Source organism: Pirellulales bacterium, from assembly GCA_035656635.1.
In the GTDB taxonomy this organism is placed as follows: Bacteria; Planctomycetota; Planctomycetia; order Pirellulales; family JADZDJ01; genus DATJYL01.
On sequence record DASRSD010000093.1, the window covers coordinates 1 to 15655 of the forward strand.

12 protein-coding genes are annotated in these 15655 nt (G+C 52.6%); 8 read left to right on the forward strand and 4 right to left on the reverse strand.

All coding sequences use genetic code 11. The features are described from left to right. Together VFE46_08590 and VFE46_08595 are read left to right on the forward strand one after the other, a co-directional pair. Nucleotides 1–851 (forward strand): YHYH protein (locus tag VFE46_08590; protein HZZ28045.1); only part of this gene is annotated, 851 nt, incomplete at its 5' end. A 292-nt stretch (nt 852–1143) separates the two neighbouring features. Then, nucleotides 1144–2778, forward strand: a complete 1635-nt coding sequence (locus VFE46_08595; protein ID HZZ28046.1) for a PEP-CTERM sorting domain-containing protein — start codon at nt 1144–1146, stop codon at nt 2776–2778. Between the two features lie 24 nt (nt 2779–2802). Here VFE46_08595 and VFE46_08600 read toward each other — a convergent pair whose 3' ends face one another. Continuing rightward, nucleotides 2803–3279: a hypothetical protein gene (locus VFE46_08600; GenBank protein ID HZZ28047.1), complete on the reverse strand. Its 477-nt coding sequence runs from the start codon at nt 3277–3279 to the stop codon at nt 2803–2805. 103 nt (nt 3280–3382) lie between these two features. Next, complete coding sequence (locus tag VFE46_08605) at nt 3383–5881, reverse strand: hypothetical protein (GenBank protein HZZ28048.1); 2499 nt, start codon at nt 5879–5881, stop codon at nt 3383–3385. A 642-nt stretch (nt 5882–6523) separates the two neighbouring features. Between VFE46_08605 and VFE46_08610 the strand changes: the two genes are divergently transcribed. Continuing rightward, nucleotides 6524–7321 (forward strand): hypothetical protein, encoded by a 798-nt coding sequence (locus VFE46_08610; GenBank protein ID HZZ28049.1) that lies wholly within the window; start codon nt 6524–6526, stop codon nt 7319–7321. A gap of 212 nt (nt 7322–7533) precedes the next feature. Next, nucleotides 7534–8100 carry an inorganic diphosphatase gene (locus VFE46_08615; GenBank protein ID HZZ28050.1) on the forward strand — a complete coding sequence of 189 codons (567 nt, stop codon included), beginning with the start codon at nt 7534–7536 and terminating at the stop codon, nt 8098–8100. A 3-nt stretch (nt 8101–8103) separates the two neighbouring features. On the opposite strand, the gene VFE46_08620 is transcribed toward VFE46_08615, so the two are convergent. Together VFE46_08620 and VFE46_08625 are read right to left on the reverse strand one after the other, a co-directional pair. Beyond that, entirely contained in the window at nt 8104–9915 is a 1812-nt protein-coding gene (locus VFE46_08620; protein ID HZZ28051.1) for an AMP-binding protein, read from the reverse strand. A gap of 142 nt (nt 9916–10057) precedes the next feature. After that, nucleotides 10058–11194 (reverse strand): LptF/LptG family permease, encoded by a 1137-nt coding sequence (locus VFE46_08625; GenBank protein ID HZZ28052.1) that lies wholly within the window; start codon nt 11192–11194, stop codon nt 10058–10060. A 704-nt stretch (nt 11195–11898) separates the two neighbouring features. Between VFE46_08625 and VFE46_08630 the strand changes: the two genes are divergently transcribed. From VFE46_08630 to VFE46_08645, 4 genes are all read left to right on the forward strand, one after another. Then, nucleotides 11899–12234 carry a phosphoribosyltransferase family protein gene (locus tag VFE46_08630; protein HZZ28053.1) on the forward strand — a complete coding sequence of 112 codons (336 nt, stop codon included), beginning with the start codon at nt 11899–11901 and terminating at the stop codon, nt 12232–12234. Between the two features lie 46 nt (nt 12235–12280). Continuing rightward, nucleotides 12281–13189: a DUF502 domain-containing protein gene (locus VFE46_08635; GenBank protein HZZ28054.1), complete on the forward strand. Its 909-nt coding sequence runs from the start codon at nt 12281–12283 to the stop codon at nt 13187–13189. 18 nt (nt 13190–13207) lie between these two features. After that, nucleotides 13208–14137 (forward strand): hydroxymethylbilane synthase, encoded by a 930-nt coding sequence (gene hemC / locus VFE46_08640; protein HZZ28055.1) that lies wholly within the window; start codon nt 13208–13210, stop codon nt 14135–14137. A gap of 83 nt (nt 14138–14220) precedes the next feature. After that, nucleotides 14221–15582, forward strand: coding sequence for an MFS transporter (locus VFE46_08645; GenBank protein ID HZZ28056.1), 1362 nt, complete (start codon nt 14221–14223; stop codon nt 15580–15582). Nucleotides 15583–15655 lie beyond the last annotated feature (73 nt).

Sequence of the window (15655 nt, forward strand, 5' to 3'; positions counted from 1 at the left end):
CCTTGCGAACGATCGGTACCGGCTTATTACTAGCCGGGATTGCCCTATTAGGGAGAGCCGAACCAAAGGCAGACGAAGGTACTCAACCAAAAGAGAGTGTAAAAACTTCCGCGCCACTAAAAGGCTCCAGCGATGCTCATCAGAATTTATTCAGTTCGAATGTGCAAGTTTCGTTTACTGATAAATACTTGATCATAAAGAGCGATGGTATTCCCAATCATCCGCATGGCAACTTTCCCAACAAAGACAATCCCAACACAATTCGCAAGCAAGACTACACTTTCTACATTCCTTTAAATCCGAAGCCAGCAGCCAAGCCCACCAAAACGCCATTTGGGCCCATAGGCGTGGCAATAAACGGCATTCCATTTTACAACCAGTACAACGCTGAAGGGGGCGATGCGGTCAAGCTAGAAGTATTCGATTCTTGTTGTGGGCATCCCGATCCGCAGGGGCGATATCATTACCATAAGTATCCAGTATGCGTGAAATCGCCATTCAAAGATCCGGAAGGCGAACATTCACCATTGATTGGATATGCATTCGATGGATACGCTATTTACGGCCCCAACGGGGAAGACGGCAAGCCGCCGACCGATTTGGACGAATGCAATGGACACACTGATTCGGTGCGTGGCTATCACTACCACGTCACGGCGAATTATCCGTACATTTTAGGTGCCTATCATGGCATCGTAGAACCGAAGAATTTCGATCACGGACCACCAGGTGGTAAGGGACCGCCTGAAGGCAAATCGCCGATTAACGGTCCACCGTTCGGAAATGGACCGCCACCATATGGACATCCTCCATTCTGGATTCCACCGCCGACCGGGCTGCCACCAAGATAAATTCCAATTGCCGAACTCTGACAAAATGCAGGATCTCTCTCCTGCGTGGCATGAAAGGATTCTCATCCTAAAGTTCTCGACGGTCTCAAAAGACTGAACCGACAGACTTGTCAAAAATCGTATCTAAAAACTGGTAAACGCTGTTCAGGCCAGTTATTTACGGTTAAGATAGTTCGCATTAGGGTATGTATTGCTGTTGCCACCCTTGGATGAAGATGTGGCGGCTGACCGCGCGAGAAAGTTAATGAAGGCAATAAAAATACGTCACCAGTGGTTTTTACTGCCACTGATATTGGTTGTTTCCCTGGTCAGCGTCAGGACGACCCAGGCCGTGTATTGGAACAACGATCCCAATTTTGGCACCACCGCCGGCACCAGCGGCCTAACCGATATGCCACTCTGGTTCCCCAACGACTACATCATCAACAATACGTCGAACAATACGCGCGGAACCACCATTCTGCTGAATAACGAATGGGCCCTCAGCGTGCGCCACGTGGTGCAAAACGGCAGTGATTTCAGCACCATCACCAGCCCGGGCAATGTAAATGTGGCCGTATCGGGAGCGACGGTTTACGGGAGCCAAATTTTCACGCCCGACGGCGGCTCAGAAATTTCGCTCACGCATTTGCGCGGCGGAATTCCCGGCGCGATTAATTTGCTCAGCGACATCAATACTTCTTCCGATGAAATCGGCCGCGTGGTGGAAATTGGCGGTTGGGGTTTTTGGGGCGTTATCGACACGACTCAAGCCGCCGGCAGCAGCGATGTCGCCGGGACCGGTAGTGGCGCGGAAACTTTCCACCGCGCTTACAATGTGGCCACTTCGATCAATGGCCTGGGACAAATTACCATCGGCACAGGCGGCACCGGCAATGCCACGCTCAAAGCTGACGGCCTGGTGCAAGGCATCGGCGAATCGGGCGACAGCGGCGGCCCCATGTTCGCTTTTTATGGAACCAACATCAACGATCCCACGCAGGCCAACAATTTGGCCAATTGGCGGCTGGTTGGGTTGACCGCCACCGCCACCGCGCTGGGTTCCGGCAACATCGTCTCGTGGGGCGCCAGCGCGAATTACACCCGGGTTTCCAATTTTTCCAGTTGGATCAACAGCACGATTGCCGCCAATTCTTTCCCGGCCTCGGTCACTGGCGCTTGGGTGCAAGATGCCGGCACCGGTTTATACGATGACCATTCCAACGTCGTGAGCGTCACCAACACCACTGGCGCGCCGGTCATTCATTCCAGCTTCGGCTCCGGTCCCAATCACACGGGCGGATACACTATGAGCCAAGTCGGGCAAAAAATTGTGATGACCGCCATGCTCAGCGCGCCGCTGGTGCTGAACGACATTCAGTTTCGCTTCGGTATGTTCAACGACGTCGGCGGCACCATTGCCGGAAACGTGTCCGGCGGCACACCCTGGCAAGGATATTTCGTCGGCAATGCCATTCAGGGCTTCACCAATGGCGTTTTCGAAAAGGGATCCAGTGGCGGTGGCGTTGGGCAGTGGTGGTCGCAGGCCAGCCCAAATTCCGCGACGGTGGTAAACGGTTTCACCACTTCCGCCATGGGCAGTTTTACCGGCAGCACGCCAGCCGGCATCTATTCGCTATCGCTCACCTACACGCGCGAAGCCACTGGTTTGGAAATCGATTGGGCAATGTCGCAAATCGACAGCATCACCGGCAGTGCGACTTCTGGCGTGTATTCCTTTACAGGCAGCATTTTGGACGCCACGCCCGCTTCGTCAAGTTGGACGTACGACGAACTTGGCTTTTTCCTCTTCGGTAGCAACTTTACCGGACAAATGGTACTGGAGAACGTGAACGTCGCATTCGTACCGGAACCGTCAACGCTTGTGTTGCTCGCGGTAGGCAGCTTGGCCGCGTTTTTCTACCGATGCCATAAGCAACGCGCGTGAAATTCAACCATAGTGGCGCGGTACTTAGAGATACATGCCCATGTAGCCGCCCGATTGGTCAGCTTTAGCCTGCAATGTGGCGATTCGCTTTTTAGCTTGTTCTAAATCGCCGCCGGCAATGTAGCGATTGAACTCCACCATGACAGCGTGCGGCACTGTGTCTTTAAACCAAGCAACAATGGGTTCCGTAAGCCATTCGCACGTTTCACGCTCCAGTTTCACCTGTAGATTGGCGTGGGCGGCCTGTTGATCAGTTTCATCAGTAAGCAGCGTTCCTTCGAAGCTGAATTCCAGCATTCCTTCTTCCGCTGAATTAGTCAGATGAAACACGCAGTGGGCATTGTACAAGTAATATGAATTGTGGGAACCATGCGCTTCCATGGCAGCTTTTATGTGTTCGCATCGTTGACGATAACGCGGCGAAGCATCCAATGGAATTTCCAACCGAGAAATCGAACGTAGCGGCAAGCAATCAAACGTGATTTCAACGTAACGCTGCATAATTTTTGGTTGGAGTCTGCAATGATGCTACAACCCGATCAAGTGCTAATTTCAAGCGACGGTAGAACAGCATACCGTAAACAGCAGACCTTGGGAAATTAATTTAGAATTGACCGGAAGTGCTGCTAGCCGATTCGGCCGACGTGCCCTGAGCGGGCAGTGTCCAGCCGACCGCCAGCCACCCATCCTTAGAAACCAATTGGGTCCATGGAAGTTGGCCGAGCTTTGCCCAGCGGCCTCGCAAAGTCATGCCTTCGGATTTCAATTGCTGCGGAAAAATGGGCTCTGAGTTGGCTTCTTTGTCCTCAGCTGGCGCTTCGCCAACTCCAAAAAATCGCCGAGGCAATGTTTTGGTAATCAAAGTGCTGCGGCGTGTTTTTTCGGCAAACGAAAGATTGGCTTCCGCATCCCCGGGCATCGGCAGGCCTTTGACGCCAAACTCACCATCGATTCTCGAAGCTCGGGCCACACCGCCCTCTAGTGTCAGTTTGTATGTGACATATACCTCTGCCGGATATGGATTAACCACGCGTTGGCCATTATTATCCAGATTCGGTTGCGTAGTCGATTTAATGTGTAGCACGAGGCGGGCAGTGCCATCACGAAATTGAATATCGACGGGCTGTTCATCAGCGAATGTCATCCCTGCGTAATTGACTTGGACATCGCCGCGTTTGACGTCGGCCAGGAACTTCATCACATCGTTGTATGAAACCGATTCGCGCGAAAGGCCGGCCAAGTAGCGGTTAAACTGGTCTTCCGTCAAAGAGGCATTAAATACAGCGCGAGTCAGCGTATCGTACTCAGCCTGCGTGACCGTAATGCTATAACGATCTTTCATCAGTGATTGGAACTGATCAAACGTGACGACTAGCGAATTGTCACGATGGTCGGCTGGAGCTGCCGCTTCGGCCAGACATTGCAAGTAGTCGTTGAACTCAGTTGGCTCATAGCGCATGCTGGCAGCATCCCGTACGGAGCGACGATAGGCCAGCGAGCGAACAGCGCGACCCGCTTCAACAGCACCACCTAAATTATCGACCAATGATTCATGTAGTCGAATTGAAAGTTGTGTATTGGAAGCAGCATCCGGAGGCGGTGTAGTGGCGCCCAACTCATTTGCTCGAGCTTGCAAACCCACCACATTCAGCCAATCGCTTGTCGTGCTGAACGAAAGCTGCTGGGGAAACGCGTCTCGCCGCAGGAGCGGATTCCGGAACCGATCATCAAACGAACGATTCAAATTTGCCATCAAGGTGCCGGTGCGACTATCCATTCGATTTTCCAACCGCGCCTCCGCATGCTCGCCTGCTATTTCCTCGGCTTCATCTTTGCTGCCGTAAACGCGGTTCGTTGCGATGCGTGTGATCAATCGTCCTGCGCAAACATCAATACAATCGATCTCATTGTTAGTACAACACTGCGCAGAAGCAGGATCGCCAATGAATGCGACTTCGTCAAACTCGACACGGTTCTTACCGGCTAACTGCGTGGTACCGTGGCTAAACACCGTGACCATGCCATGATAGCCGACAGTCTTGGACTTCGTTTGGCCCGTGAGTCCAATTTCTACGATCGCCTTGTCGCGGTTGGGAACCAGCGCGGCACGCACTTGGCCTGTGGTATGGCCGGAGCCTTCTACATCGGTTCCCAGAATGACATCTTTAATTGGGGTTTGTTCGTCGATTTGGTCGTTGATACCGCTAACAACAATGTCGCTGGAAACGTGGACTAGTAAATTCGATTGGCTGTCTTGTCCGCGCACCGCAGCAACCAATCCCGGCGCCTGTCCAGATTTCGAAATGCGGTCCAGAAGTTCGCCCAATTCTCGGCGGTCGAATGTAGCGGGCGATTTGGCAGCGGTTTCCAAACTAGCAGCTAACGCATCCAAGTTTTTATCGTAATCTTCTCGGGCTTGCGAATTCTGAAAGGCCGCCAATAAGCCGGCATACGGCCGCAAAGTTGTTGTCACGCCACGAAATTGCGGCAATTCTAAACCCGAAAATCCAGATGAATAACGGGTTGCAAATGCATTGAGAATCTTTGGATCAGCGTTTAAATCTTTCTTTAATTCCGTCTGCAAATCGTCCAGACCAAGAAACTTCCGCCAGCTGGCGCCGTTGCTACCGGAACCCTTCAAATATCGATCTAATCGCCGTACAGCGGATGCTAATGCCACTTGCCGCTCCATAACGGTCGACTTTTCTACAGGCTTATAGTCGGATTTTGCCGCTCGAGCCATTGCGGGCAAGTCGGCCGCTTTCGGCTGCGAAAGGTCTTTGATCCAAGCGACGAGTGCCTTGCGTGTCGATTCGAACTGGGACAACCGCAATCCTGGCTCGCGCGCTTGGTATTTCTGGAGGATGTCCTTAACCACCACTGCGTCAGCATCCGGCCCTTTTTCAAGCTGCTGTTTCAATTCCGCAGTGCGCAGATATTTATTCCAGCCCGGCTGATTAGCTTGGCCAGAAAGCCAGTTGTCTTGATCCGAAAGAGCATTCCGAACTTGTTCACCAGAGCGAGTTTGGGCAGCAACATGGGACAGAAACAACAAACAAAGGCCAAAAACTGCTGCGGTTAGAAAGTGTGTTGGCAATCGCATCCGTACGTTCCTTTCATTCCTAACAAACGGTGTAGTACATGGAGTGTACCGTCAATTCATACCACGAAATTCCAATGCACGCCAACACCCTAAATTGCAGGTTTGGAAAAATCGTCAGAATCACCCCATCTCAGCGTGGCCCTCAATTTGACTAAGGTCATCTCTTCCTCTTACTGGCATTTGAGTCATTTGCGCCGGAATACAACCGCAAAGTCAGACTATTTTCTTCAAACCATCGAGCCAGCCCCCTTGTCGAAATCGTTTTATGTTGCCTTAATATCCTGACTTGATCTGCTAGCATCCTCGATCAACCCGCCTATAGCACCAAAGCATCCCCGCTGGAATCGATCCGGCATCGTATCACGATCCACGCGTCTTAAGGATTGCGTGAATCGAAATGTAAGGAGGCTACTCATGCCAGTTACGTACGAAACATTGATTGCCAGAAGTCGTATCCCATCCCTGGCAATATGGCTTAGCTTTATCTGCTGTTCTGCAAACGCTGTTGACCCGTCGATCCCCGCGAATCATAGGTCAGCTGCTGAATCCACGAATGAACTTGATTTGACGAGGGCGGCGCCTGATTCAGTTTCCTCGGGCTCCGGTCACGTTATCAGCTGGCTCAATGACTATTCGGTGGCAATGAATCAAGCCAAAGCCGAAAAGAAAATGATGCTAATTCATTTCTTCCGGCCCTCCGATCAAAAGCGAGCGGAAGCAAGCGTAGCGGGCGACTCCGTCTCGAATGTGGAAAAGGCGTTTAGCCAGCTCACAGTCCCCGAAAAGCTCGATAGCTTTATTTTGGTGAAGCTGCCGATAGACACACAGATTAGTACGAAAGGACAAAACATTCGGCTACTCGATCACGGTGCGTTTTCTGAATTACACAAAGGTCCGGGACTGGCCGTAATCGATATGGCCCATGAAAAGGCAGAATACTACAGCTACGTCGTCAGCGTTTTGCCATTCACGCCGGGCAAGTATTACCGTTTCCGTCCCAGCCAAATCGAAACGCTCGTGGGCCTTCCGGAAGGAACGCTTACCCAGCGCAGCATGATATTAGCGGTACGAATTCATCCGGAACACCCGGCCAGCACCAACGGTCAGGAAAACCCGGTCCTGTTGTCGGAAGCAACCTCGCATTCCGATTATCAAGCGCAGGTCCACGTTCAGGGACACCAAGGTTGGGGCTCGCGATTTGAACGCATCCTCGGAAAACTGTTGGGTCGCGGTGAGGCAGGCATGCCCGTGGAAGTCGTGGCTGAAAGTTGGCCCGACCAAGACCTGATGGATTCCTGCGTCGATTGCGTGGCCAGTTGGCGACAATCGCCCGGCCACTGGGAAGCCGTCAGCGCCAAGCAAGCCAGCTATGGCTACGACATTCGCGAAGGCAGCAACGGTATTTGGTACGCCACGGGCATCTTCCGCGAGGCGCACTAGCCGAACCCGGTCGCATTGAATTGAACAGACACTTCGGCGGCGCGCGGCGGTGAGTTGCCGTCGCAACCTCAACCACGACGCACATTCGTTTAGCCACGACGCGCAGTCCTCGGAGCGGAGCGCTCGCTGCCCCGTTGGCGCAACTCAAAATTCGCTTTTCTCGCGCTGCCCGCCCGTCGCCAACCGCCCCTTGTGTGTGCTACACTTCGCACATGCATCCACTGCACGATATTTACGTTGACGACCAGCAAATCGATCACGTCTTTCCGGCCATCATCGAAGTGCCGCAAGGCAGCAAAAACAAGTACGAGCTGGACAAGGAAACCGGCCTCATCCGCCTGGACCGTGTGTTGTACAGCGCCGTCCACTATCCGGCCAATTACGGTTTCATTCCCCGCACCCATTGCGAAGATGGCGACCCGCTCGACGTGCTGGTGCTCGGCCAGGAGCCGGTTTATCCGCTGACCATTGTCGCCGCCCGAGCCATTGGCGTGATGCGCATGCGCGACGAAAAAGGGCTGGACGACAAAATCATTGCCGTGAACGTCAGCGATCCGGCCGTGGAGGAATACAACGACCGCACCGAGCTGCCTAAGCACACGCTGGTGGAAATCAAGCGCTTTTTTGAAGATTACAAAAAGCTGGAGCACAAAACCGTGGAAGTGGAAGATATTTTAGGCCCGACCGAGGCCATTAAAATCATCCGCGAAGCGCTCGACATGTATCGCAAGCTTCGCCGCGGTGAGCTGTCCGACAAAAGCAGCGGCTTTCGACTATAGTACTCAAGCTGTTTCTTGCTCTTTGAGACCCAGCTCGTTGCACATCTGTTCGCGGATTTTGAATTTTTGAATCTTGCCGGTTACAGTTTGCGGAAATTCGGTAACGAATTTCACGTAGTGCGGCACTTTATATTTGGCGAACTTCGCCCGGCAGAAATCGCGGATTTGGTCGGGAGTAATCGCAGCAGCGCTCCTCTCCGCAGACTCCGCGTCGCGGCTAAACGGTGGGATGGACGCGGAACCCGAACCAATAGCACTTTCCGCAACAAATCCGGCCTTCAATTTAATCCATGCGCATAGTTCCTCGCCGAATTTGGCGTCGGGCACGCCCACTACGGCGGCTTGCTCCACCGCCGGGTGCGTAAACAAGAACTCTTCGATTTCGCGCGGGTAAATATTCTCGCCGCCACGAATAACCATGTCTTTGATGCGGCCAGTAATTTTATAGGACCCGTTCGGCAAGCAAATCGCTAAATCCCCGGTGTGCAGCCAGCCCTCGGCGTCGATCGCCTCGGCGGTGGCCTGCGGATCGTTATAATAACCCAACATAACACAATGACCGCGAGCGCAAAGTTCGCCCGGTTGATTTTCGCCAACACTGCTGCCGGCAGAGCGCTCGCCTGTCGGCTCGCGGCTAAACGACGTTGGATTGACAATTTTCACTTCCAAACCCGGCAGCGGGCGGCCGACGGTATGGACACGCAGTTCGAGTGGATCATCAATTCGAGTCTGCGTGATGATGGGAGAAGCTTCCGTTTGGCCATAGCCGATCGTTATCTCTCGGCACCCCAGCATATCTACTACCGAGCGCATGGTTTCAATCGGACAAGGGCTACCCGCCATGATTCCAGTGCGCAGGGAATTAATATCTCTTCCAGCAAGAGTTGGATCATTTAATTCAGCAATAAACATGGTGGGCACCCCATACAGTGAGGTGCAGCGTTCCTGCTTAATCGCGTCGAGCGTGGCGCCAGGTTCGAACGATTCGGCCGGCACGACCATCGCTGCGCCGTAAACCATCGACATCAATGTGCCCAACACGCAGCCGAAGCAGTGATAAAATGGCACGGGAATACAAATGCGGTCTCGTTCTGAAAGCGATTGGCACTGGCCGCTGTAGAAAACGTTCAACAGCAGATTGCGATGACTCAGCATCGCGGCTTTTGGAAAACCAGTCGTGCCCGACGTGTATTGTATGTTGATTGGATCGGTCGGGCTAAGTTGAAACGTTACCGCGCGCACTTCTTCCAGCGGCACGGCATTTCCCAATTTCAGCATTTGTTGCCAGGTCGTAGCGGCAGGCGGCGGATTGCCTTTGATCGTAACGACCTGCCTAAGCTTGGGAAACTCAATGGACCGAAAACCGCCATGCCTTGCTGGGGCTGTGCCAGAATTTTGCACCACCTCTGGGCAAACCTCCGCTAACATGCCTATATAGTCAGACGACTTAAAGCGATCTGTTAACACCAGGAGCACCGCATCGCTTTGCCGCAGTACGTACTCTAATTCGTGGGCGCGATAGGCGGGATTAATGGTCACCAGCACGGCGCCAATCCGCGCGGTAGCAAATTGCAATACGATCCACTCAGGCAGATTGGTGGACCAAATCGCGACATGCTCGCCTCGATGAATGCCTAGTGCCATCAGGCCGCGCGCCGCTTGATCAACTTGTGCGGCAAATTGTTGGTAGGTCCAGCGCAGGCTGAGGAGAGGAAAAATCAGGGCATCTCTCGTCCCAAACAGATCCAAGGTGCGATCCAGCACTTCCGGGATCGTTAAGCCTTCCAACCAAGCCGATTGTGTCCCAACAGACATGGCAGAAACTCCGCGAACTCAATTTTAGAACGCGGGCTTAAGAAAACACTTACGAAATTAGCATTCCCTGTCATTCTATCTGATTCTGCGGGCATTGCTTCAGCACTTCATGTTCCCGAAAGCAGATCGGAATCAAATCGTGTCATTCTAGCAGGGGTTCACCCATCCACATTGCCAGCGGAATAAAAATCAGTAGTGGAAGCCAAGCAGCGAGTGCCGGACTGATTAAGTAACTGGAACCCAGGTACTGACAGGCATAAACAACCACATAAAATCCCACGACCAACGACACGCATAACCCAATCGAGAAAAAAACATTCCGACTATATCGCGATAGCAGCAACGGCAAGCCCAAAAACAATAGCACCACGTCTAATCCTGGCTGTACCATGCGGGCATGAACCGCTACCCGTACATCGGAGCCAAAATTCAAACTCGGGTTGTGTAGGCCTGCCACCAACTCAGGCAGTGAAGCGTTACGTCGCCAATCGTCGGCGTTCGCTAGATATTCGAAAGTTATGTCACTAACGACAAAGCATTCGTCCGGGGCCAGCCACGGATAATCGTGCGGCGTAAGGAGCACTGGCTCTCCATTCAGGCTAAGTGTTGGTTTGGATGCAATTTGCTTTGGCAGCGTTACGCCCTTGAGCAAATACCCATTAGCATGTTGCATGTTATGCGGCTGATATAGCGCTTTGCCAGCGACCAACTGCTTTCCATAGACATCCAGATCGGTCGGTAATGCGAATGACGGTTTTTCGACACGCTGCTCTTTGGCAATGGTTTGCTTACCCCGCAAGATGATGTCTGTTTTGTTGTCGGTGCGCGGAGTCATTTCGTGCGCAGCTTCTCCGCCTAGGTCTTGCGCCTGACCGGTTCTTAAATGGTCGCGGATGGCCGGGATGACAATTTCTCGATTTACAGCCGCTAAAGTGGCTAACACGATCACCGCAATGACTACGGGCTTAATAATCCGCCATTTGCGAATCCCGGCGGCCTGTAGCGCAATCATTTCATTGTAGCGCTGAAACATGGCGATTGTGAACATCGCGGAAATTAATGTTAGGATGCCGCTCGTACGATCAAAGAAGCCAATAGTTTGATAACCGTAGTATTTGGCGATGATGGCCAAAAGATTACCGTGGTCGCCGGCAAATCGCATGAAACTGTCGAGCTGGCCAAAAATATCGATGACAATATACAGACCGGTCAAACTGCAAAAACAAATCAGAAAATTTTTCAGAAACTGCCGTAATAAATAGCTATCGAGAATTCGCATGGCCGGAGAATTGCGGATTGATGCGGTATCTGGGGAATCGCACTGTTTAGCGGAATAACCCCTAGACCGAGCCACGTCAAGAGCGATCAATCGCAGCGTTGTGATTGCCAACCATTTCGCTGGGAGTATGATGTCGGCCGGTGCATTTTTTTCAGGAAGCGTTAAATCAACATGCCGATATGCTCCTTGCTGATGATCATGTTTTGTTGAGTTGATGCATGATGAAATCACCAAGCATTTTTGCTCGATCAAGGGCATCGTTTCGAGACAATTGGCAGCGTGGCGTGTCGCTTACCTGCAAAGCGCTGGCGGATGTGGTCTTTCCGCCCACGTGTGCCTGGTGTCGCAGTCAACTGCTCCAACTGGACCCCAATCAGCAGTTGGACTGCGTTGGCTTGTGTCCTGATTGCAAACAACAATTGGCGCCTCCAGTGGCCGGTTGGTGTGCGCGATGCGGCGCACCGGCGGATGGCATATCTGGAGAAACAGATGGTTGCGGGCATTGCGCTGGGCAACATTTTCCGTGGGAGCGCGTCGTGGCACTTGGCCGTTATTATGGCGAGTTGAGCCAGGCAATTGTGTGTTGCAAAAAACCGCACACCGAGCCGCTGAACTTTGCCTTGGCAAAAATATTATTCCAAGAGCGTTTTGCAGACTTGCAGCAATTCGGGGCGCAAGTAGTTGTACCCATCCCAATGCATTGGATGCGACGAGCGCGACGCAGAGCAAACAGTCCAGATTTATTGGCAGAAACTTTGGCAAGGAAAATGAATTTGCCATTGCAGATTCATGCATTGTCACGGTCACGTCTGACCCGGCTGCAAGTGGAAGTACAGCCGGCGGAACGCTATACTCGTCAACGAAAGTCATTTCGTGTTAGACGCAAACGAGGCGTTGAGGGTCGCCGAGTTCTCCTGGTAGACGATGTGCTCACGACTGGCTCGACGGCTGCCGAAGCTGCCCACGCCTTGTTGGGGGCAGGCGCCACGGCTGTGGCCGTGGCCGTAGTGGCGCGTGGAATTGGAAATGATTTTCTGTAAAAAACGAATTCGCAATTGACTGCGTTTTGCCAATTTTCTTTTCATTATGCCTGTCGATACTCATACTGCTCGCCGAGTTCGCCCGAAATCTCGCATGCTGCGCGGTGTGTTGTTGCGCGGTTTATCGCTATTGTTGCCACCGATTCTGACAATCGTGATCCTGTTGTGGGTCGTCAACACGGTAGAAAGCTATGTATTGCTTCCTGTCAAACTATCGGCAAGAGAGGTACTCGTCTGGGCAATGGCCGATATTCGAGAGGCGCCGCCCGGAACAATCTCGAATCAGACCACCATGCAGTTTGAGGGGCAAGCCTATACTCGACTTTCCAGCGGAGAGTATGTTCCCTCTATGGTTGTTGATTGGCTGCGTCGAAATCTACCCGGCGAGCCGCTGCCCGCGACGGGCGAGGCAGTATACCGTGAATATGTGGAAGCGAGGCATTTACAGCCGCAAATTGTAATACCCGTTTTCTTATGCGTGTTTGTATTGCTGTTGTACCTATTGGGAAAGTTTTTGGCGAAGGAAATTGGAGGCTTGTTTGACTGGGGCATTTTGCACTTACCCATCGTGCGCAAAGTTTATACTGCCGTAAAGCAAGTCACCGATTTTGTATTTGGCGAGAACCTTGGCGATAACTTTCCTGCATATTACAGACGCGTAGTAGCCATCGAATACCCGCGCCCGGGCTTGTGGAGCATAGGGCTGGTAATGGGTGAGGCTGTAAATGATGTCAGCACGGTCGTGAAAGAGCCGTGTGTGACGGTTATGTTGCCTACTTCGCCGGCACTATTTACCGTGAAGCCGGTAATGATTGCGCAAAGCAAAACCCACAACATTAACATGACGATTGACCAGGCTTTGCAGTTCGTCATCAGTTGTGGCGTCGTGTTGCCAAACCATCAGCTTTCGCTCAACACAGCGAATACAAATGACCCGTCGAAACGAACTCAATAAGTCCTTCTTGGAATCGTCATGACTAAACCAATTCGCATTGGGACCCGAGCAAGTACGCTGGCATTGTGGCAAGCGAATTGGGTAGCAATGCGATTGGGAGAAATTGGAAAAAAATGCAGCGTTGTTACCATTAACACGCACGCGGACCAACAACCCAACGTTTCACTCGAATCGTTTGGCGTGCCGGGAGTTTTCACCAAAGAGCTGCAAAAATGGCTGCTGGATGGGCGGATCGACGTGGCCGTTCATAGTCTTAAGGATTTACCAACTGACGTGGTCAAGGGACTAAGTCTGGCCGCTGTGCCGCAACGGGAGTCGGCCTTCGACGTGTTGATTAGTCGAGAGGGGCAGAAACTTGGCAAATTGCCGCCGGGCGCCAAGGTAGGCACTGGCAGTTTACGGAGGCAAAGCCAATTACTTCATGCCCGATCCAACCTGCAAATGGTACAAATCCGCGGCAATGTCGATACACGGTTACAAAAATTACGGGCCGGTTTGTACGATGCGTTGATACTGGCGGAAGCAGGCTTGAAAAGGTTAGATTTAGCGTGGCAAATTACTGAAGTTTTAACACCGCCATTGATGCTGCCTGCCATTGGGCAAGGTGCCTTGGGACTGGAAACACGGTCGGGCGACCAAGCAGCGCAGGAGAGTGTGGCTGAAATCGACGATCCAGCAGCACACCAGTCGGTATTGGCGGAACGCACATTACTGGCAACCTTACGAGGCGGCTGCTTAGCGCCTGTCGGCGCTTGGGGAAGAATTGAGGACGATGGACGATTGCATTTGTCAGCCTGTGTTCTCAGCGCAAATGGAAGAACCCGTCTATCGGCCGATCTATTGGGTAATTCTGCCGACGCAGTTCAAATTGGTCGCCAAGCGGCCGAGGAATTATTGGCCGCCGGCGCGGGTAAATTGATCGAGGAATCGCGAATAAAACACAAGTAGTTGGAAAATAGTTGGCGGATTCGCGGCGCGGTTTGCGACTAGCTAGTAGATACTTGTGTTTTTGACGCTGATTTCTAATTCGTATGTCGGATCGTCCGACACCCATTGAGCGTCGCCGGGCACTTCGATTGGGATTGGTCAACGCAGTGATCAACTCCATGGGGTACGCCCTCACAACGGGCGCTATTGTCACGTATTTGGCACAGGATTTGGGAGCTAGAGGCCGGGTGCTGAGCCTGCTGTTGGCCGTGCCTTCGCTGGCGGGGCTGTTGCGATTGCTTACTCCTGCAATTATCTCTCGTGTGGGGAGCACCAAACGTACCTGCGTGGCAGCCCTAGGTCTTGGGTATACAACCCTGTTGGGATTGCCGCTCGTGGGTTGGTTATCGCCACAGATGACGCCAGGCGTGGCGCTTGCCTTATTGGTTATCGTGGTCTGCAGTTACCAATTGCTTGATTTCATTGGCTATGTCGCGCTGTGGTCGTGGTTTGCAGAACTTGTGCCATTGCGGGTTCGCGGAAATTACTTTGGCTGGCGACAAATGCTGCAACTGCTGGTGAGCATTCCCATTGCTCTAGCTGCTGGTTATTTTGCTGACCATTGGAGTGCGACGTATAAGGTCATGCCGAGCATAAAATTGCTTGGTTATGCAATTCCCAATGCAATCGGTGCAGTTTGCATGTTGGCATCACTGGTGCCACTTTGCTTAATGCCGGACGCAGGTGATGTTCCACCACCCGCTGGAATTCCGTGGCGCGCCATGTTGGCTCCGTTCCGGCAATGGCGTTTCCGCCGGCTACTTTTGTTTCGGGCATGGCTTTCCATTGCCAATGGGATTTCGCAAACCGCCGATCAGATATTTCCGAAAAGCGTGTTGAAGCTGGGACTGGGCGATCTGGCCATCATGCGAAATGTGATGCAGATAGGACAAATCGGCGTATCGCGTTGGGCCGGACCGTTCAGCGATCGTTATGGCAACCGCCCCGTTTTGGTCGCTTGCCAATGCTTGGTGGCAGTAGCGATGATTTTCTACATGGTATCGACGCCAATCCACGCCTGGCTGCTCTTGGGCGCTTGGATCCTGTGGTCGTTTTATGCAGGGCATAATATCTGCTTACCCAATTTAGCTTTGAAGTTGGCGTCGGCGCGAGAAAAATCGCCTTATGTTGCGGCACACGATGCCTTAGCCAGCTTTTGTTATGCTGGCGCTACAGTGGCAGGGGGTTTTCTGTTCGACTGGCTTAATGACACCGAGCTTTTATCCCGGTGGGGGTGGGTTGGCAGCCATCCCTACGTGGCAATTTTCGCTTTAGCGCTTGTTCTCCGCCTGCTAGCCGTGCAGCTGGCAGCGGCAATTGTCGAACCAGGCGCGTGGCGGTGGCGAGAAATTCTTAAATCCAGAATGAATCGCCGCCAAAGCAACCTGATCGTCGCACAAGAATAGGTAAGTGTGCTTTACCGTAGAATTCTATTAGTGCGACCATTGATTGCACAAAAGCCGAAACAGGCCGCTTGCA